The organism is Pseudomonas sp. SL4(2022) (genome assembly GCF_026625725.1).
Taxonomy (GTDB): Bacteria; Pseudomonadota; Gammaproteobacteria; order Pseudomonadales; family Pseudomonadaceae; genus Aquipseudomonas.
This window is the reverse complement of the sequence record NZ_CP113060.1, coordinates 4,379,823-4,392,283: the sequence shown is the minus strand read 5'-3', so window position 1 is coordinate 4,392,283 and position 12,461 is coordinate 4,379,823. Positions and strand designations below refer to the sequence as shown.

Sequence of the window (12,461 nt, the reverse complement as noted above, 5' to 3'; positions counted from 1 at the left end):
TTATTGCTCCACGTCGACAGTGTTTTTTGTGGCAGCTTCGTCGGCCGCCGCTTCAGGGGATTTCTCGCGGGCCCACCAGGTGTAGAGGCCTACGTCGTATTTCGGGCTGATCTTGGGGTGCTCAAAACGGTTCCAGTAAGCCACGCGCCAGGTCTTGATATGCCAGTTGGGCACCACGTAATGACTCCACAGCAGCACACGATCAAGGGCACGGGTGTGGGCGATCAGGCTTTGCCGCGAATCGGCATTGATCAACCCGTCGACCAGGCTGTCCACGGCTGGATCTTTGAGGCCGATAAAGTTACGGCTGCCGGGGTTGTCAGCGCTGCTGGAGTGCCAGTATTCGCGTTGCTCGTTGCCGGGTGAATTGGATTGGGCGAAGCCGCCGACGATCAAGTCGAAGTCACGTGAGCGCAAGCGGTTGACGTACTGAGATACATCGACGCGGCGGATCACCAGTTCAATGCCCAGGTCGGCTAGGTTGCGTTTGAACGGCAGCAGGATACGTTCGAATTCGGTTTGTGCCAGCAGGAATTCGATGCTCACCGGTTTGCCGGTATTGTCGAGCATCCTGTCGCCATCGACACGCCAGCCGGCTTCCTGCAGCAGTTGATAGGCGCGGCGCTGCTGCTCACGAATGATGCCGCTGCCATCGGTGACCGAGGGCTGATACTCGTCGGTAAATACCTGGGATGGAATCTGCGTGCGCAATGGCTCCAGCAGCTTCAACTCATCCGCTGAGGGTAGGTCGACGGAGGCCAGTTCCGAGTTGTCGAAATAACTGCGCGTGCGGGTGTAGGCACCGTTGAACAGTTGACGATTGGTCCATTCATAGTCAAACAGCAGCCCCAGGGCTTCCCGCACACGGCGGTCGCTGAACTGTGGGCGGCGGGTATTGAAGATAAAACCCTGCATGCCGGTGGGGTTGCGATTGGCGATCTCTTCCTTGATCAGCTGACCATTGGCCACCGCGGCAGTGTTATAGGCCGTGGCCCAGTTCTTCGCGCTGGTTTCCAGCCAGTAATCAAACTGCCCGGCTTTGAGTGCTTCCAAGGCGACGGTATTGTCGCGGTAGTAGTCAAACTGCAAGGTGTCGAAATTGTAGAAGCCACGGTTGACCGGCAGGTCCTGGCCCCACCATTCCTTGACTCGCTCATAACGAATTGAACGACCCGCCTGAACATCAGCCACCTTGTAAGGGCCGCTGCCAACGGGGATGTCGAGATCGCTTTTGCTGAAGCCGCGTTCAGCCCACCAGTGCTTGGGCAATACTGGCAACTGGCCGACAATCAGCGGCAGTTCGCGGTTACCGGCATGTTTGAAAATAAAGCGCACGCGCTGTGGGCTTTCGACTTCAACCCGATCGACATCGGCATAGTAGCCGCGGTACATCGGTGCGCCTTTGCTCATCAGGGTGTCGAAGGTGAATTTGACGTCCTCGGCGGTTACCGGTTGGCCGTCATGAAAGCGGGCCTTGGGGTGCAGGTAGAACCGTACCCAGGCGTTGTCCGGCGCTTTTTCGATTTTTTCCGCGAGCAGGCCGTAAACAGTAAAGGGTTCATCCAGACTGGGGCGTGTCAGGCTGTCGTAGATAATGCCTATGTTTTCTTCAGCAACGCCCTTGGAAATGAACGGGTTGAGGCTGTCGAAGCTGCCGAACCCGGCTTGGCGCAGGGTGCCGCCTTTGGGGGCATCCGGGTTTACGTACTCGAAGTGCTGGAAGCCGGCAGGGTATTTCGGCGGTTCGTCATACAAGGTCTGTGCGTGCTTGGGGCCGGCCAGGACCAGGCCGGCAACGCCAAGTAGGGCAAGGCTGCTGAAGCGGATAATCAGGGCGCGCACGGCATGGGTCATTCAGCGTTCTCCATGGATTTCAGCCACCAGGTACGCAGGCCCAAGGTGTAGGGTGGCGTGGTGACGAAGGCAAATCGGTTGCGGTAAGCCAGGCGGTGGTAATCGATATACCAGTTCGGAATGCTGTAGTGCTGCCACAACAGTATCCGGTCAAGGGCGCGTGTAGCGGCAATCTGTTCGTCACGGTTCTGCGCCGAGAGCAGTTTTTCGATCATGGCGTCGACCACCGGGTGGGTAACGCCGGCGTAGTTCCTGCCGCCCTTGACCTTGGCTTGCGACGAATGGAAATACAGCGACTGTTCCAGGCCGGGGCTCAGGGTTTGTGGCAGGGTGACCAGAATCATGTCGAAATCGTATTGATCGAGGCGCTGTTTGTATTGCGCGCGGTCAACGGTGCGCAGCCTGGCCTGGATACCGATGCTGGCCAAGTTTTCGGTAAAGGGCTGGAGAATGCGTTCAAGGTTCGGGTTAACCAGCAATATTTCAAAGCGCAGGGGCTGCCCCTGACTGTTGAGCAGACGCTGGCCGGAGGGCTTCCAGCCTGCATCGGCCAATAGACCGAGGGCGCGGCGCAAGGTTTCCCGTGGGATGCCGCGGCCATCGGTTTGCGGCACGCTGAACGGTTCGCTGAACAGGCGTGACTGAAGTTGCTTGCGGTAAGGCGAGAGCAACAGCCACTCGGCGCCTTCCGGTTTACCGCTGGCGGCGAATTCACTGTTGGGGTAATAGCTCTGGGCGCGGGTGTAAGAGCTGTTGAACAGCGCGCGATTGGCCCATTCGAAGTCGAACATCAGGCCCAATGCTTCGCGCACCTTGCGCTCGGCAAACACCTCGCGGCGGGTGTTCATAAACAGCGCTTGGGACTGGGTAGGAATCTTGTGCGGGATTTCGGCGCGGATTACCTCACCACGGCTGAGTGCCGGAAAGCGATAGCCGTTGGCCCAGTTCTTCGCCTGCTGTTCGATATAAATGTCGAACTCACCGGCCTTGAAGGCCTCGAAGGCCACATGGCTGTCGCGGTAAAACTCCACGTCGACCCGGTCGAAATTGTATTTGCCACGGTTGACCGGCAGCTTGGCGCCCCACCAGTCCTTGACCCGCTCAAAGCGCAGACTGCGTCCGGGGCTGACCTGGGTAATACGGTAGGGGCCACTGCCCAACGGCGGTTCATAGGTGGTGGCTTTGAAGTCGCGATCTTTCCAGTAATGTTGCGGCAGCACCGGTAATTCGCCCAGGCGCAGAATCAGTAGGGAGTTGCCGGCGCGCTTGAGTACAAAACGGATGCTGTGGCGGTTGAGGATATCGACCCGTTTGACTTCCTGCAGGTTGGTGCGGTACTGCGGGTGACCTTCCTTGAGCAGCAGGCGGTAGGAGAAGGCCACATCATAGGCGGTTATCGGTTTGCCATCGTGAAAGCGTGCTTCGGGGCGCAGGTTGTATACCACCCAACTGCGGTCATCGCTGTATTCCACCGACTCGGCGATCAAGCCATAGCTGGAAGCCGGCTCGTCACCTGAAGGGTCATAGGCACCGGTGCCGACCATCAGCGGCGCATTCAGCTCATTGACGCCGTACTGCAGGAAGTTGGCGGTACTGATCGGGCTGCTGCCCTTGAAGGTATAAGGGTTGAGCGTGTCGAAGGTGCCGTTGGCCATCATCCGTAGCGTGCCGCCCTTGGGCGCTTCCGGGTTGACCCAGGCGAAATGGGTAAAACTGGCAGGGTATTTCAGCTCACCAAACTGAGCGTAGCCGTGACTTTTATACAGGGTCGCCCAGGCAGATGAGCTGATGGCCAGGCAGAGAAACAGCGAGAGGAGGGGACGTATCAAGTGAAATATCCGATCCGTGGCGTCTTGTGGGCTGCTGGTCAGGCACATTAACAGCTTGTATCAGCAGGAAAAAGGGTCGTATCGAGAGCCGGTGACGAGAGCACTTTGACTACACTCAGACTATCCACTGCGAGGGCATCATTTTGCTGACAGCCTGCCATGGTTTGCAGTCATGGATTGATCGCTTCAACCAAGCCGAATTACCTGCTCTGGCCACAGTGGTGCATGACTTGCATCGTTTGACTCAGGGGCACACGTCCTCGGTGCAGCAACTGGCCGATGTCTTATTACGGGATGCGGCTTTGACCACGAAGGTCTTACGCGTCGGCAACAGCGTGTTCTACAACCCCTCTCAAGAGCCCATTCGGACCATCTCCCGGGCCATTGTGCTGATTGGCTTTGATAACGTGCGCCAGATTGGTCTGTCGATCAGCCTGATTGATGGCCTGTTGGCGCGCAGCTCTCGCGAGCAGCTCGCCGAATTGCTCGCGCAGTCGTTTCATGCCGCTGTGCAGGCGCGCAATATTGCCGGCTACGTGCTTACCCGAAGTGACGAGGAGGTGTTTATCGCCGCCTTGCTGCATAACGTGGGTGAACTGGCATTCTGGGGCTGCGCCGGTGAAGTGGCTGATGAATTGGCCAGTGCCCTGGCGCAGCCGGGTGTAAATGCCGATGAAGTGGTGATGAGCGTGCTGGGCAGCAGTTTTCGGCAAATGAGTTTGGCTTTGGTGAAAAGCTGGAACCTCGGCGATACCCTGAGTCTGGCGCTGCAGTCGAGCAGTCAGCATGACCCTGCCGGCAAAGCCGTGGCTCTTGGCGCGAAGATCAGTCAGGTGGCGCTTGAAGGCTGGGATTCACCGGCCATGGACGCTTTGGTCGGGCAACTGGCCGGTTTTATCGGCGTGAGCCCGCAGGAGGCTATGCAACAGGTGCTGGCCAGCGCTGAAGAAACTGTAGCGATGGCTGCCACCTTTGGCGTGGGCCAGCTAGGCAAGCTGATTCCCAATACCGATCCGGAGCAGATTCGCCTGCAGCAGGAACAGCGCAAGGCGCGGCTGTTGCAACCTGATCTGCTGATCTTGCAGCAAGCCCTCCAGGACCTTGGGCTGTTGGTTTCGCGGCGTGCCGATTTGGGATTGGTGCTCGATACCCTGTTCAAGGGCCTGCATCAGGGCGCTGGGCTGGAGCGCATCATGTTGGTGGTACTGGCGGACGGGCAGAGTTGCTTTCGCTGCAAGCGGGTGATCGGTGAGGGCACAGGCGGTTGGGCGCATGACTTTATCCTGCCGGTTGAGCAAGCCGAGCAACCGCATATTTTCAGCTATGCCCTGCGTAACAAAGAGGCGCTATGGATGGGGGTGCCGGCCAGTTACAACCTCAATGAATTGGTCACTCAGCCAATCCGTCAGCGTCTGGGACAGGGCATGTTCTTTATTGCGCCGCTGTTGGCAGGAACGCGCGAAATTGGCTTGCTGTATGCCGATAGCCGGGTATCAGGGCGGGCGCTGAAGCATGAGCAATTTGTCGCTTTTCAGCGCTTTACCCAGTTGACCGGGCGCTGCCTGGACGCAATGAGCAAGAAGGCCTGATCAGTTTACGCTGTACAGAGTCAGGGTCTGCCCAGGCTTGAGTGCCTTGCCGGCTCTGGGGTTCCAGTTCTGCAGGCTTTTCATCGGTACCTTGAAGCGCTTGGCGATCAGATACAGGGAATCACCCTGGCGTACTGTGTAGTAGGTGGCTCCTTTGCGGGGCGCGCCGCCGCTTCCCCCGGAAGCTGCCTGGCCGGCTTGCATGGTCAGTACCTGGCCGACGCGCAGGCTGTTGCCGGACAGCTTGTTCCAGCGCTGCACGTCCTTGACTGACACATTGTGGTGCTTGGCAATTAGCCAGAGATTGTCACCATTTTTTACTCGGTAGGTGCGTACCGGCTGACTCTGTGCCACTGGGCGCTGAAACAGTGGTTCATGTGGCGTTACTCCGGGCTGAGTGGGAATGCTCAGAACCTGGCCGAGGCGCAGGTTGTTGCTGGACAGTTTGTTGATGTCCCGGAGGGTATTGACCGTTAATTGATGCCGATTGGCGATGCTGTGCAGGCTGTCGCCCGAGCGCACGCGGTATTGCTGCCAGTCGACTCGTTCCTGAGGCTTCATCAGTGACAGGTTGGCGGTGAGCAGATCAGCCTTGTCGGTGGGTACCAGCAGATGCTGTGGGCCATCGAGGGTAATCCCTTTTTTGAATGCGGGGTTGAGCAGGTAAAGCTCATCTTCATCCAGATCGGCCATGGCGGCGACGCGGGCCAGGTCCATGCGCTGCTTGAACTCGACCTTCTCGAAATAGGGTTCATTGGCGATGGGGTTTAGGCTGACCCCATAGGCCTGCGGCGTCATGATCACCTGAGACAGGGCCAGCAGTTTGGGCACGTAGTTCTGTGTTTCGGTTGGTAGCGAGAGATTCCAGTAGTCGGTCGGCAGCCCAAGTTTCTGGTTGCGCTCAATCGCCCGGCTGACACGGCCTTCCCCGGCGTTATAGGCGGCCAGCGCCAGTAGCCAGTCACCGTTGAACATTTCCTTGAGGCGTGTCAGGTAATTAATGGCCGCGTCGGTAGAGGCCATCACATCGCGGCGGCCGTCATACCAGCTGGTCTGGCGCAGGTTGAAGTTGCGCCCAGTGGAGGGGATGAACTGCCATAGCCCGACCGCGTCGGCTGGCGAGTAGGCCATGGGGTCATATGAGCTTTCAATAATCGGCAGCAGGGCCAGCTCCATGGGCATGTTGCGCGCTTCCAGGCGCTCGACAATGAAATGGATATAAGGGCTGCTGCGTTCGCCGGCTTTTTCGACAAACGATGGATTACTGACAAACCACAGGCGTTGCTGCTCAATGCGTGGGTTGAGGGTTATGCTGTCTTGCAGTTGATAACCGCTGCGTACGCGCTCCCAGATGTCTTTGGGTTCATCGGGGAGCTCTGAGGCCTGGCTGCTGAGCCACTCGGGTTCCTGCTCCAGACCTACTGCGCGATCGGTATCGCGACCGCTGTCGTGGCGATAGTTGCTAGTGGTTTGGCAGCCGGCCAAGACCATGCACATGATCACCACAAGCGTCTGAGCGCATTGTATCAATGCCTTTAAATTCAAGGTCTTGCGTGGTGATAGAGGCATTGGCGGCGGTGTATATCCCGGCAAAAAGTTCGGGGGATTCTAGGAAGCAGCCTGCGCTTGGTCAAGTTTTAACCAGTCTTTTGTGGGGCTGTCGAGGTTTAGAAATGATCCTTCCAGGCCCTTAAGGCGGCGAACACCTGTGTCGGCGTCAGGTTTGCCGCCGCTTCTCGTTGGGCCGCTATGGTGATGACAGCCGGTTCGTGGCAGCGCAAAAATGGATTGGTCGCACGTTCGAGTGCAATGGATGATGGCAGGCTGATTTGTCCGTCCTCGCGCCATTGGCCGACTTGCGCCAGACGCTGCTGGACTTGCGGATTATCCGGTTCAACAGCCGCTGCAAAGCGCAGGTTGCTCAGGGTGTATTCATGGGTGCAATACACCTGTGTCTGTCCGGGGAGGGCGGCCAGGCGGCTGAGCGAGGTGTGCATCTGCTCGGGGCTGCCTTCGAACAGGCGACCACAGCCGCCAGCAAACAGCGTGTCGCCACAGAACAGCCAGTGCTGCTCGGGCTGGATATAGGCGATATGTCCGAGTGTGTGCCCCGGCACTTCATATATATCGAATCGCTGGCCCAGCACGTCAACCTGGTCGCTGTCGTACAACCCCAGGTCACGCCCTTGAATCTTCTCATTGGCCGGACACAATACCCGGGCACCGGTTGCCGCCTTTAGCCGTTCAATACCGCCGACGTGGTCGAAATGATGGTGGGTGATCAGAATGTCGCTCAACTGCCAGCCGGGATTGGCCGCCAGCCAGGCTTCGACTGGCGCAGCGTCACCCGGGTCAACCACCGCGCAGCGACGCTGCTTCTGGTCTTGCAGCAGCCATATATAGTTGTCGGAGAATGCAGGCAGGGCGTCGATTTTTATCATCAGCGGGTCGCTAAGCAGAACACAAAGGTGCATCTTAGGGCGCAATGGCGGTGCTGGCTACGCCGCACGATCTGCTGCGGGTCGGCCCTGCTGCGTTAAAAACAGGCTCGGAATGCTCATGTACAAAAGTACACTCCGCTTCCTCGCCTCTTTATGCCTTGCATGGCTCTAGCTCGCGAGATCGTGAGTAGGTTCTAAGTCCCCGCTCGGTCGTGAATATTACGGGAGTAGCCCCTTATGTCCGATCACCCTTTTGCCCATGCAGACCGTGAATGGCTCGACCTGATTGGTTCCGCGCGCACCTGGCTGAGCGGCCCGCTCGGGCAGTTGTTGTTAGAGCAGGAGCGGCAGTTGCTGGAGGAAGAGCTGGCGCGTTTTTTTGGCGGGTACCTGGTGCATTACGGCCCTGCTGCAGACACGCCGCCGAATGCTCGGCAAATTCAGCGCAGCGTGCGCCTGGGCGCGCCATTCAAGGGGGTGGAGATTGTCTGTGAGGAACAATCCTGGCCGCTCACCGAGCATGCTGCGGATGTGGTGGTGGTGCAGCATGGTCTGGATTTCAGCCTGTCGCCCCATGGCCTGCTTCGTGAGGCAGCGCGTAGCGTGCGGCCAGGCGGTCATCTGCTGATCGTCGGGATAAACCCGATGAGTAGCTGGGGTGTACGCCATCTTTTTTCTCGCGACGCGTTCCGTCTGGCCCGATGTATTGCGCCTAGTCGGGTCAGCGACTGGTTGCACCTGCTGGGCTTCGCGCTGGAGAAACGCCGCTTCGGGTGCTATCGTCCGCCGCTTTCTGCGCCGGCCTGGCAAGCACGCCTGGTTGCGCTGGAGCGCATTGGGGCGGCCTGGCAGCCACCTGGTGGCGGTTTTTACGTGCTGGTGGCCCGCAAGCTGGTGGTGGGGCTGCGACCGTTGCGCCAACCCAGCCGGCAATCGGTGGGCAAGCTGTTGCCGATGCCGGTGGCCAAGGTCAGCCGGCGTGAAACACCGCAGAAGTAGCTGGCATAGGCAGTAGAACCGGCCGGACTAATTGAGCGAGAGATTGCAGATAGATGAGTGAACAGGTCGAGATCTACACCGACGGCGCCTGCAAAGGTAATCCTGGCGTGGGTGGCTGGGGAGCGTTACTGATTTGCAAGGGTGTGGAGAAGGAACTGTGGGGCGGTGATCCCAATACCACCAATAACCGCATGGAGCTCATGGCGGCAATCTGCGCCTTGATCGCACTGACGCGGCCCTGTTCGGTGCGCCTGGTTACCGACTCACAGTATGTGATGAAGGGCATTCAGGAGTGGATGCCGAACTGGAAGAAACGCGGCTGGAAGACCGCCGCCAAGGAGCCGGTAAAGAATGCCGATCTTTGGCAGGCGCTGGATGAGCAGGTCAATCGTCATCAAGTGACGTGGCAGTGGGTACGCGGCCATACCGGCCATCCAGGTAACGAGCGCGCTGACCAGTTGGCCAACCGCGGTGTTGATGAAGTAAGAGGGTTGAAGCATGCGTAGTGTGGTGCTCGATACAGAAACCACGGGTATGCCGGTGGCTGATGGCCATCGGATTATCGAAATCGGCTGTGTTGAACTGATCGGCCGGCGTCTGACCGGGCGGCACTTTCACGTTTACCTACAGCCTGATCGCGAAATCGACGAAGGCGCGATTGCGGTGCACGGCATCACCAACGACTTTGTCAAAGACAAGCCGCGCTTCAAGGACGTCGCCGATGAGTTCTTCGAGTTCATCAAGGGCGCGCAGCTGATCATCCACAACGCGGCGTTCGACGTTGGCTTTATCAACAACGAATTTGCCTTGGTCAAGCAGGACGACCGCGCTGATATCAGTGAGCACTGCTCGATCCTCGACACCCTGATGATGGCCCGCGAGCGCCATCCGGGGCAGCGCAACAACCTCGACGCCCTGTGCAAACGCTATGGTGTCGACAACTCTGGTCGTGATCTGCACGGGGCCTTGCTCGACGCCGAGATTCTCGCTGACGTCTACCTGACCATGACCGGCGGACAGACCAACTTGTCCCTCGCTGGTGACGGCTCGGAAGGTGACAGCAATGGCCGTCAGCAGCCCAGTGCAATTCGTCGGTTGTCGGCTGAGCGGCCTCGCACACGGGTGATCCGCGCCAGTGACGACGAGTTGAATGCCCATTTGGCGCGTTTGGCAATCATCGAGAAGTCGGCCGGTGCTCCGCCACTCTGGGTTCAGCTTGAGCAGCCCAAGGTGGAGGCCTGATCGGCCGCCAGGCGGTTGCCGTTAGCCTGTAGGTGAACGGCTCTAGCGAGTGTTGAGTTATCCACTCGCGACCTTTTCGTACAGCGTCACGCAGAGGGGGTTCCGCCTGGCGGAGCCAGCCTCTACCCTGATGAGATAGGCAGGCTCAGCCTGTCACACTCAGGGACGCCACAATGTATAAAGACCTCAAGTTCCCCGTCCTGATCGTGCACCGCGACATCAAGGCCGATACCGTGGCCGGTGACCGGGTACGCGCCATCGCCCAAGAACTGGAGCAGGACGGTTTCAGTATCCTTTCTACCGCCAGCTCCGCCGAGGGGCGCATCGTGGCCTCCACGCACCATGGTTTGGCCTGCATTCTGGTCGCCGCCGAAGGTGCAGGGGAGAACAAGACCCTGTTGCAGGACATGGTCGAGCTGATTCGCATCGCTCGCCGCCGTGCGCCACAACTGCCGATTTTTGCCTTGGGCGAGCAGGTAACCATCGAAAACGCGCCGGCCGAGGCCATGGTCGATCTCAATCAGCTGCGCGGCATTCTCTATCTGTTCGAAGACACCGTGCCATTTCTGGCCCGCCAAGTGGCTCGCGCCGCGCGCAATTACCTGGATTGCCTGTTGCCGCCGTTCTTCAAGGCGCTGGTGCAGCACACTGCGCAGTCCAACTATTCCTGGCACACGCCCGGCCATGGTGGCGGTGTGGCTTATCGCAAAAGCCCGGTGGGGCAGGCGTTTCACCAGTTTTTCGGCGAGAACACCCTGCGTTCTGATCTCTCGGTATCGGTGCCGGAACTGGGTTCGCTGCTCGATCACACGGGCCCGCTTGCTGAGGCCGAAGCTCGCGCGGCGCGCAATTTCGGTGCCGATCACACCTACTTCGTGATCAACGGCACCTCGACGGCGAACAAGATTGTCTGGCACTCCATGGTCGGCCGCGACGACCTGGTGCTGGTGGATCGCAACTGCCACAAGTCGATCCTGCATTCGATCATCATGACTGGGGCGATTCCGCTCTATCTGTGCCCGGAGCGTAACGAGCTGGGCATCATTGGTCCGATTCCGCTGAGCGAATTCAGTCGTGAGTCGATTCAGGCGAAGATCGATGCCAGCCCGCTGGCGCGCGGCCGTGTGCCAAGTAGCAGTGGCGCGATGGTCAAGCTGGTGGTGGTGACCAATTCGACCTACGACGGCCTCTGTTACAACGCCGAGCTGATCAAACAGACCTTGGGCAACAGCGTCGAGGTGCTGCATTTCGATGAGGCCTGGTACGCCTATGCGGCATTTCATGAGTTTTACCGCGGGCGTTACGGCATGGGCACCGCGCGCAGCGAAGACACGCCACTGGTGTTCACCACCCATTCCACTCACAAGCTGTTGGCCGCGTTCAGTCAGGCTTCGATGATCCATGTGCAGGACGGTGGCAAGCGTCAGCTGGATCGGGATCGCTTTAACGAAGCCTTCATGATGCACATCTCCACCTCACCGCAGTACGGCATCATCGCTTCACTGGATGTGGCCTCGGCGATGATGGAAGGCCCGGCCGGGCGCTCACTGATTCAGGAAACCTTTGATGAAGCCCTGAGTTTCCGCCGTGCCCTGGCCAATCTGCGGCAAAACCTCAGTGCCGATGACTGGTGGTTCAGCATCTGGCAGCCGGCCAAGGCCGAAGGCACCGATGATGTGGCCACCCAGGATTGGCTGCTGCAACCGCAAGCCGACTGGCACGGTTTTGGTGAGGTGGCCGAAGACTATGTGCTGCTCGACCCGATCAAGGTGACCCTGGTGACGCCGGGCTTAACTGCAGACGGCAAGCTGGATGCGCGTGGCATACCGGCGGCGGTGGTCAGCAAGTTCCTCTGGGAGCGCGGCCTGGTGGTAGAGAAGACCGGGCTGTACTCCTTCCTGGTGCTGTTCTCTATGGGTATTACCAAGGGCAAGTGGAGCACGCTGCTGACCGAATTGCTGGAGTTCAAACGCAGCTATGACGCCAACTTGCCGTTGAGTGATGTGCTGCCGTCGATTGCTCAGGCCGGCAAGACCTTCTATCAGGACATGGGCCTGCGTGATCTGTGCGATGCACTGCATGCCTGCTACCGCGAAAACGCCACTGCCAAGGCCCTCAAACGCATGTACACGGTGCTGCCAGAGGTGGCGATCAAGCCCGCCGATGCTTATAACCAACTGGTGCGTGGTGAAGTCGAGGCGGTGCCAATCGAGCAGTTGGAGGGGCGCATTGCTGCGGTGATGCTGGTGCCTTATCCGCCAGGAATCCCGCTCATCATGCCCGGTGAGCGGTTTACCGCGCAGACCCGTTCGATCATCGATTACCTGGCGTTTGCCCGTACGTTCGACCGCAGCTTCCCCGGTTTCGATGCCGATGTGCACGGTCTGCAGCGTGAGGATGGGGCTTATACCGTCGACTGCATTAAGGCCTGACACTTGACCAGCCTGCCGCGTTAAGCGGCAGGCTGGTTGTGCTGTGCGGCTTACCTCTGTAGATCAAGCGCTTAT

At 59.0% G+C, this 12,461-nt stretch carries 9 protein-coding genes; 5 read left to right on the top strand and 4 right to left on the bottom strand.

What is annotated here, in order from left to right:
- Entirely contained in the window at nucleotides 1–1,854 is a 1,854-nt protein-coding gene (locus OU997_RS20570) for an extracellular solute-binding protein (RefSeq protein WP_267808380.1), read from the bottom strand.
- Nucleotides 1,851–3,680, bottom strand: coding sequence for an extracellular solute-binding protein (locus tag OU997_RS20565; protein ID WP_177479856.1), 1,830 nt, complete (start codon nucleotides 3,678–3,680; stop codon nucleotides 1,851–1,853). Before OU997_RS20565 ends, OU997_RS20570 begins: the two co-directional genes overlap by 4 nt.
- Nucleotides 3,681–3,847: 167 nt before the next feature.
- On the opposite strand from OU997_RS20565, the gene OU997_RS20560 reads away from it, so the two are divergent.
- The gene (locus OU997_RS20560) at nucleotides 3,848–5,272 is read left to right on the top strand and encodes an HDOD domain-containing protein (RefSeq protein ID WP_108486086.1); all 1,425 of its coding nucleotides are present in this window, start codon (nucleotides 3,848–3,850) and stop codon (nucleotides 5,270–5,272) included.
- On the opposite strand, the gene OU997_RS20555 is transcribed toward OU997_RS20560, so the two are convergent.
- Both OU997_RS20555 and gloB read right to left on the bottom strand, forming a co-directional pair.
- Nucleotides 5,273–6,841 (bottom strand): lytic transglycosylase domain-containing protein, encoded by a 1,569-nt coding sequence (locus tag OU997_RS20555; protein WP_267808378.1) that lies wholly within the window; start codon nucleotides 6,839–6,841, stop codon nucleotides 5,273–5,275.
- A 98-nt stretch (nucleotides 6,842–6,939) separates the two neighbouring features.
- Complete coding sequence (gene gloB, locus OU997_RS20550; RefSeq protein ID WP_267808376.1) at nucleotides 6,940–7,713, bottom strand: hydroxyacylglutathione hydrolase; 774 nt, start codon at nucleotides 7,711–7,713, stop codon at nucleotides 6,940–6,942.
- A 237-nt stretch (nucleotides 7,714–7,950) separates the two neighbouring features.
- On the opposite strand from gloB, the gene OU997_RS20545 reads away from it, so the two are divergent.
- The 4 genes from OU997_RS20545 (at nucleotide 7,951) to OU997_RS20530 (ending at nucleotide 12,386) form a co-directional block, all read left to right on the top strand.
- Nucleotides 7,951–8,712: a class I SAM-dependent methyltransferase gene (locus OU997_RS20545; protein ID WP_108486082.1), complete on the top strand. Its 762-nt coding sequence runs from the start codon at nucleotides 7,951–7,953 to the stop codon at nucleotides 8,710–8,712.
- A gap of 53 nt (nucleotides 8,713–8,765) precedes the next feature.
- A complete protein-coding gene (gene rnhA / locus OU997_RS20540) occupies nucleotides 8,766–9,218 on the top strand; it encodes a ribonuclease HI (protein WP_267808375.1) in 453 nt (150 codons plus the stop codon).
- Nucleotides 9,211–9,954: a DNA polymerase III subunit epsilon gene (gene dnaQ / locus OU997_RS20535; protein ID WP_108486084.1), complete on the top strand. Its 744-nt coding sequence runs from the start codon at nucleotides 9,211–9,213 to the stop codon at nucleotides 9,952–9,954. Before rnhA ends, dnaQ begins: the two co-directional genes overlap by 8 nt.
- Nucleotides 9,955–10,127: 173 nt before the next feature.
- Nucleotides 10,128–12,386, top strand: a complete 2,259-nt coding sequence (locus tag OU997_RS20530; protein ID WP_267808373.1) for an Orn/Lys/Arg decarboxylase N-terminal domain-containing protein — start codon at nucleotides 10,128–10,130, stop codon at nucleotides 12,384–12,386.
- The last annotated feature ends 75 nt before the right edge of the window (nucleotides 12,387–12,461 follow it).

Coding starts and splice junctions, on each gene's coding strand:
- dnaQ (WP_108486084.1), top strand. CDS start 9,211: ATGCGTAGTGTGGTGCTCGATACAGAAACCACGGGTATGCCGGTGGCT.
- OU997_RS20570 (WP_267808380.1), bottom strand. CDS start 1,854: ATGACCCATGCCGTGCGCGCCCTGATTATCCGCTTCAGCAGCCTTGCC.
- OU997_RS20555 (WP_267808378.1), bottom strand. CDS start 6,841: ATGCCTCTATCACCACGCAAGACCTTGAATTTAAAGGCATTGATACAA.
- rnhA (WP_267808375.1), top strand. CDS start 8,766: ATGAGTGAACAGGTCGAGATCTACACCGACGGCGCCTGCAAAGGTAAT.
- OU997_RS20545 (WP_108486082.1), top strand. CDS start 7,951: ATGTCCGATCACCCTTTTGCCCATGCAGACCGTGAATGGCTCGACCTG.
- gloB (WP_267808376.1), bottom strand. CDS start 7,713: ATGATAAAAATCGACGCCCTGCCTGCATTCTCCGACAACTATATATGG.
- OU997_RS20530 (WP_267808373.1), top strand. CDS start 10,128: ATGTATAAAGACCTCAAGTTCCCCGTCCTGATCGTGCACCGCGACATC.